A 17,011-nucleotide genomic window follows, 5' to 3' on the forward strand; every position below is an offset into this window, starting at 1 on the left:
TACGTCGCCAGTTGCACTTTCGCGGTCAGGAACGATAGGCCGTGACGATCGGTTCGAGCTCGTCGGGCGTCGCACCGTGCATGATCACCGCGTCGGCGCCGTAGTCGAATTCCTTGCGGATGCGCTCCACGCACTGCCGGGCCGATCCGGTGGCCGAGGGTTCGAGCCATTCGCCGGGGATCAGCGTCGCGATGTGCTCGATCTGCTCGGGTGTGGCCTTGTGGTCGATCCCACCCGCGATCGACGTCACCACCGGGTCTTCCCGGAACCGTTGCAGCACTGCGGGATCCCAGTTGTTGGTCTGCACCATCAGGTCGCCATAGCCCTGCAGGTAGGTGGCCAGCCGCGCGACCGTCTTCTTCAGGCGCAGTTGCTCGGGAAGGTGGTCGCCGACGGTCGCGAAGCACGACCATACCCGCACGCTGTCCGGGTCGCGGCCGGCCTTCTCGGCGGCTGACTTCACCGTCTCCACGCAGCGCTGCAACGTTTCCGGGGTGAAGTAGGTGTGCAGGATGACGTCGTCGAACGCGCGGCCGCCGAGCTTTAGCGTGTTGGGGCCGAACGCCACCAGCGCCAGGCGGATGTCCTCGTTGAAGTCCGGGTCCAGAAACAGGATGGGGTAGCGGCCCATTGGGCCGTCGTGGTTGAAGATCACCTCCCCGCGCCACAGCCGGCGCATCACCTGCGCCCAGTCCTCCATCTGCGCTGTCGTCACCGCCGGGATGCCGAACGCCCCGTAGATCGCCGCGATGCCGCGGCCGATGCCCAGCGTGAACCGCCCGCCGGAAAGCCGGTGCATGGTGGTCGCCCACGACCCGGTGATCAACGGGTGACGGGTGTTGTGATTGGTTGCGGCCGTGGCGATCTGCATCCGGGTCGTCACCGCGCACGCGGCACCGACCAGGGACGACGCCTCCTTGACGTTCCAGCGCTCGGAGATGAACGCGGTCCCGAAGCCCAACTCCTCGCCGCGGCGGGCCTCGTCCATCAGCGTCGCCGGCCCCTCGCCGCCGGCGCCGGCCAGTAGGTAGTAGCCCAGCTCGTCAAGTGCGCGCGCGCTCAATTCCACACTCCTTGCTTGTAGCCGCAGTTCCAGACCTCGGTGATCCTGCCGGCGACGACGCGGAACACCTCGATGCTGGCGATCTTCGTCTCCGTACCGTCCTTGGCGGTGATCGTCGAGTCGTAGACGATCGCGACGTGTTCGCCGTCGTCGCCCGCGATGACGATATTCAGCTCGAAGCGCAGCCGGCCGAGCGCCGCCCACATGTCCCTGACCCGGTCGACCGCCTGCTCACGGGTCAGCGTGTGCGCCTCGCCCACCTCGTGCCGAATTACGGTGTCGGCGAACAACTCCTCGGCCAGCTCGAGGTCGGGCTCGTTCCAGACCACCAGATTGTACAGCTCGACCACCTCGCGGGCCGTGCGGCTAGCCGCCGTCACCCGGCGACCTCGCGCAGGAAGCGTTCGGTGACCGCCAGCACGCGCCGGGAGAAGATGTGGCCGACATGGCTGCCGTCGTACCAGTACAGCTCGCCGCCCCAGCGTTCCTGCAGGGCGAGCGCGGGCGCGCGCATCGCCATGCGGTCGTGCCACGCCCCGACGATGAGCCGCCGGCGCGGTGGCGGCGCGGGGTCGGCCCGCAGCGGGTCGATCACCGAGGTCAGCTTGGCGACCTCCGGCGACCCCAGCAGCTCGCGGAAGCCCGCCCGGGACTGCCCGAAGCGCGCCATGTGCTGCCCGATCATCGCGTTGAGCCCCAGGATCGGCGTGTACAGCGCCACCGCGTCGACCTGCCGCTCGAGGTGGGAGACCAGCGCGGCCACCGGGGTGCCCATCGAAATCCCCGCCAGCACAACGGCGGTGGCCTGCGGCTGCACCCAGCGCACCACGGCGCGGACCTCCGACACCGCGCGCATCATGCCCGCGACGTTGCCCAGCGGGTCGGTGTCCGGGTAGGCCGGCCATTCGCGGCGGCGGCAGCCGTGGCCGGGCTGCACCGGCATGGCGACGTTGAAGCCCAGCCCGTGATGGATCCGGCCGATCCGCGACAGCACCAGGTCCTCGATGCCGCCCTGGCCGGCCCCGTGGACCCACACCAGCCAGGGCCGCGGGCCGTCGGTGTGCCGGCACACGTGCACCACCGCCCGCGCCGGGCCCCCCAGGCCGTCGGCCTGAAGCGTCGCCGGCAGGCGCGGATCGTGCTCGAACTTCATTCGCTCGTAGGCCAGCCCGCCGATCCGTCGCCGCTGTGCCGAGGTCGCCCGCAACGGCTTCGGCGCGGCGTGCGCGCCGTCGATGCCCAGGGCCGCCAGTTCGTCGGCCGCCGCGGTGCAGGTGTCCAGCGGCCGCACCGCCGCGGGGCTGCCGTTCAGCAGCGAAAAGCCGGTCAGCACAAGCTCGTCCAGCATGACCTCACCGAACTGTCGCAGCCCGCGCGGGGACGCCGGGGCCCAGCCGGTGGACTCCCTGAGGCCCGCCACGGTGCGCGGCAGCAGCATGCCCAGTTCGCGGGTGATGTCCCGTGCGCGGTTCAGCATCTACGCCAACTTGAAGCCGGTGTATCCGCCGGCCGCGATCTCGTCGCAGCGGCGGCGGTATTCGGGGATTCCGCCGGTATAGCCCATGTACATCCGTTTCTTGCCGGGCACGTTGCCACCGTTGTACCAGGAATTGCACGACGGGTGCACCAGCACCGTCGGCGCGACGAGCGTCGTGGCGTGATCGATCCACTCCTGCTGCGCGGTTTCCAGCGCCTCGATCGTGCGAATCCCGGTCGCGCGCAGGTGCGCGATGCAGTCGCCGATCCACTCCACGTGCTGCTCCAGCGCGGCCACGAAGTTCGTTGCGGCACTGGGGCTGCCGGGACCTTGCACGGTGAACAGGTTGGGGAAGCCCGCCACCGCGAGTCCCAGATAGGACAGGGGACCCTGGTCGGCCCAGAATTCGCCGAGCGAGAGTCCGCCGCGCCCGCGGATGTCGATGCGGCTGAGCGCGCCGGTCATGGCATCGAACCCGGTGGCGTAGACGAGCACGTCGAGGTCGTAGGAAGCGTGCTCGGTGCTTATTCCGGTAGGGGTCACCTCGCGGATCGGCGCCTTGCGCAGGTCGACGAGCGTGACGTTGTCCCGGTTGAACGTCGCGTAGTAGCCCTGGTCGATGATCGGCCGCTTGCACGCGAACGGATGCTCGGGCACCAGGGCGGCCGCGGTCTCCGGGTCCTCGACGATGCGGGCCACCGCCTCCCCGTAGAGCTTGGCGGCCATCCGGTTGGCTTCGATGTCGAAGAAGATGTCGCCCCAGTTCAGCGCGCCCAGCACGCCGTGTTCCTCGATGGCGCGCAGTTGCTCGTCGCGCGTGGCCGACTTCAGCGGCGGCCGGGCCAGCATGTCGAGCAGCACCGAGAAGGCGCTCAGCCGCGCCGCGCCGACGGGGTGGGCGCGCTGTGCGGCCCGGATCTCGCCGTAGCGCGCCTTCATCTCGTCGAGCTCGCCGGGTTCGAACGGCCGCACCCGCCACGGCAGGGTGTAGGCCGGGGAACGCTGAAACACGTAGAGCTGCTTGGCTTCCCGGGCCACGACGGGGATGAGCTGAACGCCGGTCGAGCCGGTGCCGATGACCCCGACGCGCCTGCCGGCGAGGTCGACGTCGTCCTTGGGCCAGCGGCTGGTGAACAGCGACGTCCCGGTGAACGCGTCCATGCCGGGGATGTCTGGTTCCAGCGGGACCGACAGGATGCCGGAGGCGGCGACGACGAACGGGGCCGTGAAGGTCTGGCCGGCCTCAGTGCGCACCACCCAGGAGGCGGCTTCGTCGTCGAAGCTCATCGCGATCACCTTGGTGTGGAACGCGATGTCGCGGCGCAAATCGAGCCGGTCGGCGACGAAGTTCAGGTAGGCCTCGACCTCGGGCTGGGCCGGCATCGTCTCCGTCCATACCCATTCCCGCTGAATCTCCTCGGAGAAGCTGTAGGAGTACTCGATGCTCTCGATATCGCAGCGCGCGCCCGGGTACCGGTTGAAAAGCCAGGTGCCACCGACGTTTTCGGCCATCTCCAGCACGCGGGCCCGGATGCCGAGCTGCCGCAGCCGGTGCAGCATGTACAGCCCGGAAAACCCCGCGCCGATGACGATTGCGTCGAACTGATCTTCAGCCATCGCCGGTCAGCCTCAGCATGGTGCGGGTCAGGTGCAGGGTCTTGATGCGCCAGGCGCCGTCACGCTTTTCGTAGGTCTCGTGATAGTGGCCGGCGCCGTGCAGCTCGCGGCCGTCGGAGAAGACGAGCAGGTCTTCCATCGCCCAGATGCCGGTCGCGGTGGTGGCCGAGGTCAGCGTGAGCTCCGGCGTGTGGCAATGGTGCATGGTGGCCGCGTTCTCGAGGCTGCCGATCACCATCGGGGCAAAATTGTCGATGCCTATCAAGGGCGGGGCCGTCTGGGGATCGGCGCCCGCGGTGGACACCGCCATGTCCAGGGTGACCACCACGTCGGTGGTGAAGACGCCGCGCCACGCCTCGACGTCCTTGGTGTCCAGGAACCGGCAGTAGCGCGCCTTGAGCTGACGGATCGCTTCCAGCTCGTCAGCAGGTTGGGTCATTTGCGCTCCTTGCCGCCGGACTGCTGAAATCTATACTGTAACGGACTTAGTATCAACGATCGCGGGAGGCGCCGGCATGAAAGTGCCCTTCACCTGGAAGGTCACCGGCTGGTTCATGGTCGGCTGGTCACCCGAATTCCCCGTCGGCGAGGTGCGGCCGCTGCACTATTTCGGCGAGGACCTGGTCGCCTACCGCGACGAGTCCGGCGAGCTGCACGTGCTGGAGGCGCACTGCAAGCACCTCGGCGCGCACATCGGCCACGGCGGCAAGGTGGTCGGCGACTGCGTCGAGTGCCCGTTCCACGGGTGGCGGTGGGGCCCCGACGGCCGCAACAAGTACATCCCCTACCAGCCCGACCGGCCCAACCGTGCGCTGCGGTTGCGGGTGTACCCGGTCCGGGAGCAATACGACTGCGTGTTCATCTGGCATCAGCCCGACGGCAAGGAGCCGCAGTGGGAGATGCCCGACATCTTCGAGAAGTTTCCGCAATTCGAGACCGATCCGGCGGCCTACTACCGGGCGTACCCGGAGTTCTCCCGGCGGGCCGAACGCGAACCGGTGCATCCGCAGATCGTGGCCGAGAACGCCCCCGACAGCGCCCATTTCGAGTACGTGCATCACGCCACGGTGACGCCGCGGGTGCTGGACTGGAAGATCGTCGACCAGGAATGGCAGTTCATCGCCGGCTGGCCGGACGCGAACAGCGACGACCCGGACGACCTCGCGCTGCGCTTCCACAGCCACCTGTTCGGCCTGGGCGGGGCGATCAGTGTCTTCGAGGGCGCGCAGAACCATCGGCTGATCTTCACCTGCACGCCGGTCGACGACGAGTGCTCCGACCTCTTCTATTCGATCTGGTGGCCGCGCAACCCCGGCGACACCGCCGACGTGCCGTCGGGCAGGCTGCGCGAGGTCATCGAAAAGCAGTTCCTGTCCACCGTTTTCGACGACCTGCAGATCTGGCGCTACCAGAAGTACGTGGAGCGTCCGCCGCTGTCCAAGGTCGACGCGGAAGGCTATATGGCGCTGCGCAAGTGGGCCGCCCAGTTCTACGACGTGCCGGTATGACGGCCCTCGAAGACCTCGTGGCGCCCGAGCGCACCGCGATCGTCACCCAGGAGTGCCAGGGCGCGGTCGTCGGCCCGGACGCCGGGCTGGGCGTGCTGGCCGCCGAGGCGCGCCGCGTGGCCCTGCCGAACATCGTGCGACTGCTGCCCGCCGCGCGCGCCGCCGGGGTGCGCGTCGTGCACTGCCTGGTGCAGCGCCGCCCCGATGGGCTCGGCGCCAACCACAACGCGAGGATCTTCGGCGTCGGGCGGGGACAGGTGGACATCGCTCCCGGTAGCCCGGGGGCGGCCCTGCTGCCCGAATTGGGTCCGGAGCCAAGCGATTTGACGCTGCGTCGCTGGCACGGCGTCGGGCCGATGGGGGGCACCGACCTCGACGCGGTGCTGCGCAACCTCGAAGTCTCCACCATCGTCGTCGTCGGCGTCTCGCTGAACATCGCGATCCCCAACGTCGTCATGGACGCCGTCAACGCCGCCTACCACGTCGTCGTTCCCAAGGACGCCGTCGCCGGCGTGCCCGCCGAGTACGGAGAGGCCATGATCGCCAACACGCTGTCATTGCTGGCGACCATCACCACGACCGACGACCTGCTACGGGTATGGCGCGCGTGACCGAGACTGAAGCGCCCACTGACTCCCCCGGCGGATTCCCCGAAATCAAACCGGCCGAGCAGGCGCCGCCCGGGCTGGAGAGGTTCGTCAACGCCGTGCGCCGGCTTCAGGACCTGGCCGTCTCCACCGACAGTCCGGCCTGGGACGCGGCGGCCGAGCACGTCGAGGAGGCCTGCGCGTTGCTGGACGGTCACCCGGCGCCCCAGGGCGTGGCGCCGGGCGGGCGGGTCATCGGACTGCCCGGGCTGGGCCATCCCCTGCTGCCGCCCTGGCTGGTCACCGAGTCCGGGCCCGCCGGAGTCACCATGGACGGACACTTCACCCGGGCACACGTGGGCGGGAACAACGCCGTGCACGGCGGGATGATCCCGCTCTTCTACGACTGGCTGTTCGGGATGGTCGTGTCGAGCGCCGGGTGCCCGCCGACCCGCACCGCCTTTTTGCACGTCGACTTCCGCAACGTCACCCCCATCGACGCGCCGCTGACGGCCGAAGGCCGGATCACCGAGGTCGACGGACGGAAATACTTCGTGGCGGCTAGCATGACGGCTGCCGACGGCACGCTGCTCAGCGAAGCCACCGGCCTGATGGTCCGCCTGCTACCCCACCAGCCGTGAGAGGCATGATGTCCGACGCCACAACGCAATTCACCGTACCGGCGGTCGCCAAGGCCGTCGCCGCGGCGATCCCCGACCGCGAACTCGTGATCCACGGTGAACGGCGCTACAGCTATGCCCAGGTCATCGACCGGGCCAACCGCCTCGCCGCGTACCTGCACTCGCGCGGGCTGGGTTGTCACACGGAGCGCTCCGGCCTGGCCGGCCATGAGGCGGGACAGGACCTGCTGGGCCTGTACGCCTACAACGGGACCGAATTCGTCGAGGCGCTGCTGGGCTCGTTCCAGGCGCGGGTCGCCCCCTTCAACGTCAACTTCCGCTACGTCAAGAACGAACTGCACTACCTGCTGAGGGATTCCGGTGCGACGGCCCTGCTCTACCACGCCGCGTTCGCGCCCCGGGTCGCCGAAGTCCTGCCCGAGCTTCCGCAGCTGCGCGTGCTGATTCAGATCGCCGACGACTCGGGCCACGACTTGCTCTACGGCGCGGTCGATTACGAGGCCGCCCTGGCGTCCAGCTCGCCGCAGCCGCCGCCGGTGCAGCATTCGCCCGACGACCTCTACGTCCTGTACACCGGCGGCACGACGGGGATGCCGAAGGGTGTGCTGTGGCGCCAGCACGACATCTTCATGACATCCTTCGGCGGCCGAAACCTGGTGACCGGGCAGCCTTTCGGCTCCGTCGACGAGATCGTGGCGGGCGCGGCCGCGGGTCCGGGCACCAAGCTGATGGTGCTGCCGCCGCTGATTCACGGCGCTGCCCAGTGGAGCGTGATGACGGCGATCACCACCGGGCAGTCCGTCGTCTTCCCTTCGGTGGTCGACCATTTGGACGCCGACGACGTCGTGCGCACCATCGAGCGTGAGAAGGTCTCCGTCGTGACCGTCGTCGGTGACGCGGTGGCGCGACCGCTGCTCGCCGCCATCGAGAAGGGCGATGCGGACGTGTCGTCGCTGGCCGTGGTCGCCAACGGCGGCGCGCTGCTGACCCCCCACATCAAGCAGCGCCTGATCGAGGCGCTGCCGAACGCCCTCGTCATCGACGGAGTCGGATCGTCGGAAACGGGCGCACAGATGAGCCACCTGTCGACGACCGGGGCGGTGTCGACCGGCACCTTCAATCCCGGCCCGGATACCTTCGTCGCCGCCGAAAAACTCGACGCCATCCTGCCGCCCGGCCACGACGGGATGGGCTGGCTCGCGCAGCGCGGCTACGTCCCGCTCGGCTACAAGGGCGATGCGGCCAAGACCGCCAAGACCTTCCCGGTGATCGACGGGGTCCGCTACGCGGTCCCCGGTGACCGGGCACGCCACAGCGCCGACGGCAGCATCGAGTTGCTGGGCCGCGACTCGGTGTGCATCAATTCCGGCGGCGAGAAGATCTTCGTCGAGGAGGTCGAGACCGCGATCGCGTCGCATCCCGCGGTGGCCGACGTGGTGGTCGCCGGCCGGCCCAGCGAGCGATGGGGCCAGGAGGTCGTCGCCGTCGTCGCGCTGGCCGAGGGTGCGGATGCCGGCGCGGAGGAATTGATTGCCCACGCCTCAAACTCGTTGGCGCGCTACAAGCTTCCGAAGGCGATCGTGTTCCGGCCGGTCGTCGAGCGCAGCCCGTCGGGCAAGGCCGACTACCGGTGGGCGCGCGAACAGGCGCAGAACGGCTGAGGATGCCATGAACTATCAGGATCGCGTCGCGGTCGTCACGGGCGCCGGCTCGGGCATCGGGCGCGCCCTGACCCGCGCGCTCACCGAGGGCGGGGCCCACGTCGCCGCGTCCGACATCGACCAGGCCGGGCTGGCCGAAACCCGCGCGCTGTGCCCGGACGGCCGAGTCACGACGTATCGGCTCGACGTCGCCGACCGCGACGCCGTGCTGGCCCACGCCGACGACGTGCGCCGCGACCTCGGGCCCGCCTCGATGCTGTTCAACAATGCCGGCGTCGACCTGTTCGCCAGCGTGGCCGACATGTCGTGGTCCGACTTCGACTGGCTGACCGGCATCAACATCGGTGGCGTCGTCAACGGCACCAAGGCATTCCTGCCGCAGCTCATCGAGAGCGGCACCGCCCAGCGCCCCGCGCGGCTGGTCAACCTGTCCAGCGCCTTCGGGCTCATCGCCGTCCCCTATCAAGGCGCCTACAGCACCGCGAAATTCGCGGTGCGCGGCTTCACCGAGGCGCTGCGCCAGGAGATGATCATCGAACGCCGCGACGTGACCGTGCACTGCGTGCACCCGGGCGTCGTGCGCACCAACTTCGGCACCAACATGCGCGCCGCCGAGACCGAGGACCCCGACCAGGCGGCCAAACTCTTTGCGCGCGCGGCGCTTACCACCCCCGAGAAGGCGGCCCGCCTCATCCTGCGCGGGGCCGAGAAGAACCGGGCCCGCATCCTCATCGGGCCCGACGGGCGCGCGATGGCCGCCATGCCCCGGCTGTTGGGCGCCGGCTACGCCGCGCTGCTGGCCCACGCCGCGCGCGTGACGAACTCGCGGTCGGGCCGCTGATCGGCGATCCCATACTGGCGTAGATACTGTTAGTATTACCGGATGGTTTTCCAGGCGATGACCTCCGGCGGTTCCGGCGCAGGCAGCGTGCCGCGATGACCGTCGCCGACCTGGTATTTGATCCGTTTTCGACGGACTTCTTCAATGGACCGTATGAAACGTACCGCCGGTTGCGCGAGGAAGCCCCGGTTTATTACAGCGAGCAGTACGACTTCTATGCGCTGAGCCGGCACGCCGACGTCGCGGCCGCGTTCAAGGATTTCGAGACGTATTCGTCGGCGTACGGGGTCGACCTGGGGATGGTGCGCAGGGGCGAGAAGGTGCCGGCGAAGATGATCATCTCGCTGGACCCGCCCGAGCACCGGCACATGCGCAGCCTCGTCAACAAGGTATTCACCCCACGGGCCATCACGGCGCTCAAGGCGATGGTGACCGAGCAGATCGAGCACTACCTGGCGGCGGCCGATCCCGACAAATTCGATGTCGTCCAAGACTTCTCGGCGTTGTTCCCGGTGGAAGTGATCACCGGGATGCTCGGCGTGCCCGCCGACCACCGCCAGAAGGTCAGGCTCTGGATTGACGAGTTGCTGCACCGCGAGCCGGGCCAAATCGACATGTCCGAGGCCGGCGCCCAGGCGATGGCCAACTCCTGGGTGATGTACTACGAGCTCATCCAGCAGCGGCGCGCCGAGCCGCAAGACGACATGATCTCTCACCTGATCGCCGCCGAAATCGAACGCGAGGACGGCGAAACGACCCGGCTGAAAGGGTCCGAGATCGCCGGGTTCGCGACCCTGTTGGGCGGTGCGGGCGCCGAAACGGTGACCAAACTGGTCGGCAACGCGGCGGTGGTCTTCGCCCGTAACCCCGAGCAATGGCAGAAGCTGCTCGACGACCGCAGCAAGATCCCCGCGGCCGTCGAAGAGCTATTGCGCTACGAGGCGCCGTCACAGTACAACGTGCGCCGGTCGATGAAAGACATTGAGCTGCACGGCATCACGATCCCGGCGGGCAAGCCAGTCTTCCTCATCGGCGCTTCGGCGAACCGCGACCCCGAAGGCTGGACCGACCCGGACGCCTTCGACATCGAACGGGACCGGGCCGAGGCGCAGAACCTCGGCTTCGGGTACGGCATTCACAGCTGTCTCGGGGCGGCGCTGGCCCGGATGGAAAGCGCGATCGCGCTGGAGAAGCTGCTCGATCACATGCCGCGCTACGAGGTGCTGTGGGATCGCTGCGAACGGGTGAGCATGCAGAACGTGGCCGGGTGGTCCCGCGTCCCCGTGCGGGTGTTGAGATGACGGACAAGCCAACCGACTACCTGCGTGACCCCTACCCCTACTTCGCCCGAAAGCGCGGTGAAGGTGGGGTGTTTTGCGGCACGGTCATGGACTATTCCAAGACCCCGGCGTCGCTGCGGCCCAAAAGGTCTTTCGCGGCGGTGTCGTTCGACGCGGTGAACAAGGTGTTTCGCGACGGCCGGGTGTTCAGCTCGGCGATGTACGACACCACCATCGGGCTGTTCATGGGGCCGACCATTCTGGCGATGGAGGGCAAAAAGCACCGCGATCACCGCAATCTGGTGTCCGCGGCGTTCAAGTCCAAGGCGCTGGCCCGTTGGGAGCCGACGGTCGTGCGGCCGATCTGCAACGCGCTCATCGACGACTTCGTCGACGACGGGCGCGCCGATCTGGTGCGGCAGTTCACGTTCGAATTCCCCACCCGGGTCATCGCCGCGTTGCTGGGTCTGCCGTCAGAGGACCTGCCGATGTTCCGCCGGCGCGCGGTGGAGCTGATCAGCTATGCGGTCAAGTACGAACGCGCCTTCGAGGCGTCGGCGGCGTTGAAGGACTACTTCGTCGAGCAGATCGACGCGCGCCGGGCCCACCCGACCGAGGACATCATCGGCGACCTGGTGGCCGCGGAGATCGACGGCGAAAGACTCGGCGACGAAGCCATCTATTCGTTTCTGCGGCTGCTGCTTCCCGCCGGGCTGGAGACCACCTACCGGTCGTCGGGCAACCTGCTTTACCTGTTGCTCACCCATCCCGAGCAGTTCGCGGCGGTGCAGGCCGATCGCGCGCTGGTCGCGCCGGCGATCGAGGAGGGGCTGCGCTTCGAGACGCCGCTGACCACGGTGCAGCGGTTCACTTCCGAAGACACCGAATTGGATGGGGTCGAGATCCCGGCGCGGTCGGTGGTCGACGTGTGCATCGGGTCGGCGAATCGCGACGGGCACCGCTGGGACCGCGCGGAGGAATTCGACATCTTCCGCGCGCCCATGCCGCACATCTCGTTCGCCGCCGGCGAGCACACCTGCCTGGGTCTGCACCTGGCGCGGATGGAGACCCGGGTCGCGCTCGAATGCCTGTTGGACCGGCTGGCCGACATCCAGCTTGTCGCCGACGGTGACGCTCGGGATCCGCATATCCACGGTCAGCCGTTCCGCTCGCCGACCGCGCTTCCGGTTACGTTCGAGGCGAAGTAGGTTTTCGGGAATGGTGCCAAAAACAGTCAAGGTAATGCAGGGCTTTCGGGTCCTCGAGGTCGCGCAGTTCACGTTCGTCCCGGCCGCCGGCGCGATCCTCGCCGACTGGGGCGCCGACGTCATCAAGGTCGAGCACCCGGCGCGCGGGGATACCCAGCGCGGCTTCCTCAACATGGGGGGCATCCAGGTCGACCCCAACCGGCACCCGCTGATGGAGCATCCCAACCGGGGCAAGCGCAGCGTCGGCATCGACATCTCCACCCCGGGTGGCCAGGAGGTGATCTACGAACTGGCGAAGGTCTCCGACGTGTTCTTGACCAATTACATGCCCGCGCAGCGCCAGAAGCACAAGTTCGACGTCGAGCACATCCGAGCGGCGAACCCCAACATCGTGTACGCCCGGGGCAGCGCCTACGGCGACAAGGGCCCGGAGCGGGACGTCGGCGGCTATGACGGGACGGCGTTCTGGACGCGCAGCGGCGTGGGGTACGCGCTGACGCCCGAGGAGCTGGGCGGCGCACTGGGACAGGGCATTCCCGCATTCGGGGACTCCATCGGCGGCATGTTCATCGCGGGTGGGATCTCGGCCGCGCTGCTGCACCGCGAACGCACCGGGGAGGCCGTCGAGCTGGACGTGTCGCTGCTGAGCACGGCGTGGTGGGCGGCGGGCGCGAGCGTGACGCAGGGCATGGAAACCGGCGAGGTGATGCGCACCCCGATGCCGGGTTCGCTTGCGCCGTCGGTGAACCCCTTCATGGGCAACTACGAAACCTCCGACGGCGGCACGATCAACTTGTGCATCATCAGCCCCACCGGCCTGATCCGCGACACCTTCGAGCACCTCGGCATCCCCGAGGCCGCCCACGATCCCCGCTTCTCCGACGTGCTCCCGCTGATCCAGAACGCCGGCGCGGCCGCCGAGCTCATCGCGAACGCCTTCGCCGCCAAGCCCTTTGACTACTGGCGCCAGCACCTCAAGACCATGAAGGGCCAGTGGGCGCCGTTCCAGAGCCTCATCGACCTCGCCAACGACGAGCAGGCGCTCGCCAACGACATGGTCGCCGAGGTCGAGGTCGCCAGCGGCGGGGCGCCGTTCAAGGTCGTCCGCGGTCCGGTGCAGTTCAATCACGAACCGCTCGAGACCACCCGGGCGCCACAAGCTTCCGAGCACACCGAGATCGTCCTGATGGAGATCGGGATGGACTGGGACCGCATCGATGCGCTCAAGGAGTCGGGAGCAATTGCGTGAGTCGTTGAGTCTGCGGTGGGGGCGACGCTTACTCGACTTTTTCCGCCACCATTGCAGAGTCAACGAGAGAGGAACTCAATGAACGAGGTAGCCATCATTGGCGTTGGTCTGCACCCGTTCGGCCGCTTCGAGGGCAAGTCCGCGATGCAGATGGGCGTCGACGCCATCTTCGCCGCGGTCAAGGATGCCGGTGTCGAGTGGAAGGACATCCAGGCCGCCACCGGGGGCAGCTGGACGGTCGCCAACCCCGACGCGATCGTCGGGATGGTCGGGCTGTCGGGCATTCCGTTCACGAACGTGTTCAACGCCTGCGCGACCGCGGCCAGTGCCGCCAAGGCCTGCGCCGACGGAATCCGGCTGGGCGACTACGACATCGGCATCTCCGTCGGCCTGGACAAGCACCCGCGCGGCGCGTTCACCGAGGATCCCGCCCTGGTGGGGATGCCGCGCTGGTACGCCGAGAACGGCCAGTACCTCACCACCCAATTCTTCGGCATGAAGGCCAACCGCTACCTGCACGAGCACGGCATCTCCCAGCGGACGCTGGCCAAGGTGGCCGCCAAGAACTTCCGCAACGGGGAGAGGAATCCGAACGCGTTTCGGCGCAAGCCGATTCCGGAGGACGAGATCCTCGACTCGACGATGCTGAACTACCCGCTGACCCAGTACATGTTCTGCGCGCCCGACGAGGGTGCCGCCGCGGTGGTCATGTGCCGCGCGGACATCGCGCACCGCTTCACCGACAAGCCGGTCTTCCTGCGCTCGGTCGAGGTGCGCACCCGCCGCTACGGCGCCTACGAGGTGAACACCACGTTCGCCCCGGTCGACGAGGACGTGGCGCCGACGGTGTACGCGGCGCGCGCGGCGTTCGAAAAGGCCGGTGTGGCCCCCGAAGACGTCGACGTCATCCAGCTGCAGGACACCGACGCCGGCGCCGAGATCATCCACATGGCCGAATGCGGGTTCTGCGCCCACGGCGAGCAGGAGCGCTTGCTGGCCGACGGCGCCACCGAGATCAGCGGTTCGATGCCGATCAACACCGACGGCGGGCTGATCGCCAACGGCGAGCCGATCGGGGCGTCGGGCCTGCGCCAAATCCACGAGCTGGTACGGCAATTGCGCGGCGAGGCGGGCGATCGGCAGGTCGCCGGTGAGCCGCGTGTCGGCTTCGCCCAGCTCTACGGCGCGCCCGGCACCGCGGCGGCGACAGTTTTGACGACCTAGCCCGCCACTGCGTAGTCGCGCTCACTGCGGAGGATAGGCGGGCGGTGGGTACACGCCCCTGAGGATCCACGGCAGCCAGTTGACGCCGAATTCGATTTCGTCACTGACGTCGTAGTCGGGGCTGGGATTGGCATGTGCGGCTGTCCGTAAACGGCCACTACGACGGTGCGATCGATGCTACCGGCGCCAGTCACATCCGCCACTTCCGCACCTGTCCGGAATTGGTCAACGAATTGCCTACCTCGTAGCGGCAAATCCCTTGCGCGCCACGGGTTGTCGCTCTAAGGCGGGCAAACAGGGTGCCAACTCCTCCAGAAACGCAAGTGACAGTTGGGACCTCGCCGCAACCTAGCCTTCGCCGAGCGTGAAACTGTTGCGAGTTTTCGCGCCGAATTTCACAACAGCTGCACGCTCGGCGTCAGGAACTTTTCGCGTAGGCGGGCTTGCCCAGGCCGAGCACGTACTGCGCGATCATGTTGCGGAACACCTCGAGGGTGCCGCCGTAGATGCCGACCAGCGGGGCGAACCGGTAGACGTATTCGGCCGCGCCGTCGTCGGCCGCGCCGTCGGTGCCGAAAGGCAGCGCCGACGCGGTGCCGAGAATGTCCATCAGCTCCGGGGAGATGTCGCGCATCGTCTGCGCCAGCGCAACCCGGCCGAAGATACTGGGCGCGCTCAGCGCCGCCTCCATTCGGGCGGCGCTGCGGCCGAGCCGGTAGGCCACCGACGAGTCGTCGATCAGCCTGCGCCCGTTGGTATCCCGCCGGGCGGACTTGCCGGCGGCCTTGTCGACGGCGTCGGCCATGAAGCCGGCCTGGTGCATCATGATCGACACGTCCTGCAGCCCGTCGGGCGCGGCGGCGACCGCCCCGTGCTCGACGTTGAGCGGCTCGCGCAGCACGGTCCAGCCGGCGTTCACGTCGCCGAGGCGGTACTTGTCGTCGACGCGCACGTCGCTGTAGTAGACGATGTTGGTGCGGTCGCCGTCGATGGTGCGGATGCCCTGGATCTCGATCCCCGGGGTGTCCAGCGGCACCAGAAACATGGTCAGGCTCTTGTGTTTCTGGGCCTCGGGGTCGGTGTTGGTGATCAGGAAGACGTACTGACAGTTGTGCGCGCCGGTGGTGAACATCTTGGAACCGTTAATGATCCAGCCGTTACCGTCGCGCACCGCGCGGGTCTTGCAGGTGGCGATGTCGGACCCGCCCTCGGGCTCGGTGTAGCCCAGGCACAGCCGGACGTGTCCGCTGAATACTCGCGGGAGCACCTCGTCCTGCAGCTCGGGTGAGCCGAACCGTGCCACCGAGCGGGCCACCATCGCGGTGGTCCCCCAGGTCACCCAGGGCACGTGCGCGCGCCGCTTCTCCAGCTCCCAGATGCGACGACGCAGGCGGGTGAAGCCGCCGTCGGCTTCCGGCTTCCACTCCCGCTCGAGGTATCCCCCGGCGCCCAGCGCCAGGTGCACCCCCTCGTCGAAGTTGTCGCCGGTTTCGCGGTCGCGGCGCCTGACGTCTTCGGTGACATGGGTGCGCAGGACCTCGCGGGCCTCGTCGAGGAATGCCCGATCGTCGTCGGACAGCGCGACTCGTGAGAAATCCACCTATGCTTCCCTTCCCGAGTTGCTTTCCCGTGCGGCGACGAGCTCGCCGATGTATTTGGCGCTGGCGCCGGGGTCGCCGCCGGCCAGCGCCCACCCGCGGGCGCGCACCAGATACGCCGTCGCGGCCGCCTCCGCCGAAACCCCGAGACCGCCCTGCACGTGCACCGCCATGGTCGCGGCCTTGGGCGCTTCTTCGGCCATGAACACGAACGCCGACGGCGCCAGATCCGGGCGTTCGTCGGGCTCGTTGTCCAGGAACCACGCCGCACGCCGGGCCAGGTTGCGGCCACCCTGCACGGTGATCGCGATGTTGGCCAGCGGATGCGAGATGCCCTGCAACGTCGAGATCGGCACGCCCAGCGTGTAGCGGGTCTTCGCGAACTCCGCCGCGATCGTCATGGTCTCCTCGACGAGGCCCACCAGCGCCGACGCGGTCAGGACCCGCCATTCGTCCAGCGCCCGTTGGTATTCCGCCAGCGCGGCCGACCCGCCGGCCAGCACGGTGCGGGCGTCGGCCGTCGCGGGATCGACCCAGGCCATCGGCAGCCGGCCGATGTTGTCGACCTTCGTCGGGCGGGTGGCGAACGTCAGCCGAACCACATCGTTGCCGTCGCGGACGATGATCTGATCGGCGATCGACCCGGTCGGGAGCAGCCGGGACCCGGATACACTGTCGTGCTGTGGGTCGAACGCCACGAGCTGCTTGCCGGTGACGACATCCGGTTCCGCCGCGCCGAGCCGCGCCAGCAGCCGGGCCGCGCACACCTGGTCGATCCACGGCACCGGCGCCAGCGAGCGGCCGATCTCCTCGGCCACCAACGTCAGATCCACCAGCGTCGCCCCGTCGCCGCCCGCGGATTCCGGCAGCGCCATGGTCGTCGCGCCCATCGCGCACAACCGCTCCCACAGGTTCTTGTCGAAGCCGGATTCCTCTGCGGCGCGCACGGTCTCGATCGGGCAGTGCGTCTTGAAGAAATCCCGGTAGGCGGTCTGCAACGCCTCGTGGTCGGAGGTCAGGCTGTAGTCGAGCCTGCGTAGTTCGTAACGGTCCATGT

16 protein-coding genes and 1 pseudogene are annotated in these 17,011 nt (G+C 68.3%); 9 read left to right on the plus strand and 8 right to left on the minus strand.

All coding sequences use genetic code 11. The features are described 5' to 3' along the window. Window positions 1-25 precede the first annotated feature (25 nt). Genes AC5Y43_RS13750 through AC5Y43_RS13770 form a run of 5 tightly spaced genes read right to left on the minus strand, consistent with a single transcriptional unit; the run spans window position 26 to window position 4,596 of the window. Window positions 26-1,063, minus strand: a complete 1,038-nt coding sequence (locus AC5Y43_RS13750; protein WP_499973213.1) for a TIGR03857 family LLM class F420-dependent oxidoreductase — start codon at window positions 1,061-1,063, stop codon at window positions 26-28. After that, window positions 1,060-1,443, minus strand: coding sequence for a nuclear transport factor 2 family protein (locus AC5Y43_RS13755; RefSeq protein ID WP_499973214.1), 384 nt, complete (start codon window positions 1,441-1,443; stop codon window positions 1,060-1,062). Before AC5Y43_RS13755 ends, AC5Y43_RS13750 begins: the two co-directional genes overlap by 4 nt. Beyond that, window positions 1,440-2,540, minus strand: coding sequence for a PHB depolymerase family esterase (locus AC5Y43_RS13760; protein ID WP_499973216.1), 1,101 nt, complete (start codon window positions 2,538-2,540; stop codon window positions 1,440-1,442). The genes AC5Y43_RS13755 and AC5Y43_RS13760 overlap by 4 nt, the downstream gene beginning before the upstream one ends. After that, entirely contained in the window at window positions 2,541-4,157 is a 1,617-nt protein-coding gene (locus tag AC5Y43_RS13765) for a flavin-containing monooxygenase (protein WP_499973218.1), read from the minus strand. Then, window positions 4,150-4,596 carry a nuclear transport factor 2 family protein gene (locus AC5Y43_RS13770; protein WP_499973219.1) on the minus strand — a complete coding sequence of 149 codons (447 nt, stop codon included), beginning with the start codon at window positions 4,594-4,596 and terminating at the stop codon, window positions 4,150-4,152. Before AC5Y43_RS13770 ends, AC5Y43_RS13765 begins: the two co-directional genes overlap by 8 nt. A gap of 76 nt (window positions 4,597-4,672) precedes the next feature. On the opposite strand from AC5Y43_RS13770, the gene AC5Y43_RS13775 reads away from it, so the two are divergent. From AC5Y43_RS13775 to AC5Y43_RS13815, 9 genes are all read left to right on the plus strand, one after another. Then, window positions 4,673-5,665 carry a Rieske 2Fe-2S domain-containing protein gene (locus tag AC5Y43_RS13775; protein WP_499973222.1) on the plus strand — a complete coding sequence of 331 codons (993 nt, stop codon included), beginning with the start codon at window positions 4,673-4,675 and terminating at the stop codon, window positions 5,663-5,665. Continuing rightward, window positions 5,662-6,276 (plus strand): cysteine hydrolase family protein, encoded by a 615-nt coding sequence (locus AC5Y43_RS13780; RefSeq protein ID WP_499973224.1) that lies wholly within the window; start codon window positions 5,662-5,664, stop codon window positions 6,274-6,276. The genes AC5Y43_RS13775 and AC5Y43_RS13780 overlap by 4 nt, the downstream gene beginning before the upstream one ends. After that, window positions 6,264-6,893: a PaaI family thioesterase gene (locus tag AC5Y43_RS13785; protein ID WP_499973225.1), complete on the plus strand. Its 630-nt coding sequence runs from the start codon at window positions 6,264-6,266 to the stop codon at window positions 6,891-6,893. Before AC5Y43_RS13780 ends, AC5Y43_RS13785 begins: the two co-directional genes overlap by 13 nt. A gap of 8 nt (window positions 6,894-6,901) precedes the next feature. Next, the gene (locus AC5Y43_RS13790) at window positions 6,902-8,554 is read left to right on the plus strand and encodes an acyl-CoA synthetase (protein WP_499973433.1); all 1,653 of its coding nucleotides are present in this window, start codon (window positions 6,902-6,904) and stop codon (window positions 8,552-8,554) included. 7 nt (window positions 8,555-8,561) lie between these two features. Beyond that, the gene (locus AC5Y43_RS13795; protein ID WP_499973227.1) at window positions 8,562-9,395 is read left to right on the plus strand and encodes an SDR family NAD(P)-dependent oxidoreductase; all 834 of its coding nucleotides are present in this window, start codon (window positions 8,562-8,564) and stop codon (window positions 9,393-9,395) included. A 95-nt stretch (window positions 9,396-9,490) separates the two neighbouring features. Next, on the plus strand, window positions 9,491-10,696 hold the full coding sequence (locus tag AC5Y43_RS13800) for a cytochrome P450 (RefSeq protein ID WP_499973229.1): 1,206 nt from the start codon (window positions 9,491-9,493) through the stop codon (window positions 10,694-10,696). Beyond that, entirely contained in the window at window positions 10,693-11,883 is a 1,191-nt protein-coding gene (locus AC5Y43_RS13805; RefSeq protein ID WP_499973232.1) for a cytochrome P450, read from the plus strand. Before AC5Y43_RS13800 ends, AC5Y43_RS13805 begins: the two co-directional genes overlap by 4 nt. 34 nt (window positions 11,884-11,917) lie before the next feature. Continuing rightward, complete coding sequence (locus tag AC5Y43_RS13810) at window positions 11,918-13,132, plus strand: CaiB/BaiF CoA transferase family protein (protein ID WP_499973234.1); 1,215 nt, start codon at window positions 11,918-11,920, stop codon at window positions 13,130-13,132. Window positions 13,133-13,210: 78 nt separating this feature from the next. Next, complete coding sequence (locus AC5Y43_RS13815; RefSeq protein ID WP_499973236.1) at window positions 13,211-14,356, plus strand: thiolase family protein; 1,146 nt, start codon at window positions 13,211-13,213, stop codon at window positions 14,354-14,356. 21 nt (window positions 14,357-14,377) lie between these two features. Here the strand turns inward: AC5Y43_RS13815 and AC5Y43_RS13820 are convergent. From AC5Y43_RS13820 to AC5Y43_RS13830, 3 genes and pseudogenes are all read right to left on the minus strand, one after another. After that, a pseudogene (locus tag AC5Y43_RS13820) lies at window positions 14,378-14,550 on the minus strand (CAP domain-containing protein); the annotation flags it as partial. Between the two features lie 224 nt (window positions 14,551-14,774). Beyond that, on the minus strand, window positions 14,775-15,956 hold the full coding sequence (locus AC5Y43_RS13825; RefSeq protein WP_499973237.1) for an acyl-CoA dehydrogenase family protein: 1,182 nt from the start codon (window positions 15,954-15,956) through the stop codon (window positions 14,775-14,777). Continuing rightward, the gene (locus tag AC5Y43_RS13830) at window positions 15,957-17,009 is read right to left on the minus strand and encodes an acyl-CoA dehydrogenase family protein (protein WP_499973241.1); all 1,053 of its coding nucleotides are present in this window, start codon (window positions 17,007-17,009) and stop codon (window positions 15,957-15,959) included. Window positions 17,010-17,011 lie beyond the last annotated feature (2 nt).

It is taken from the genome of Mycobacterium sp. NGS57 (genome assembly GCF_059812405.1).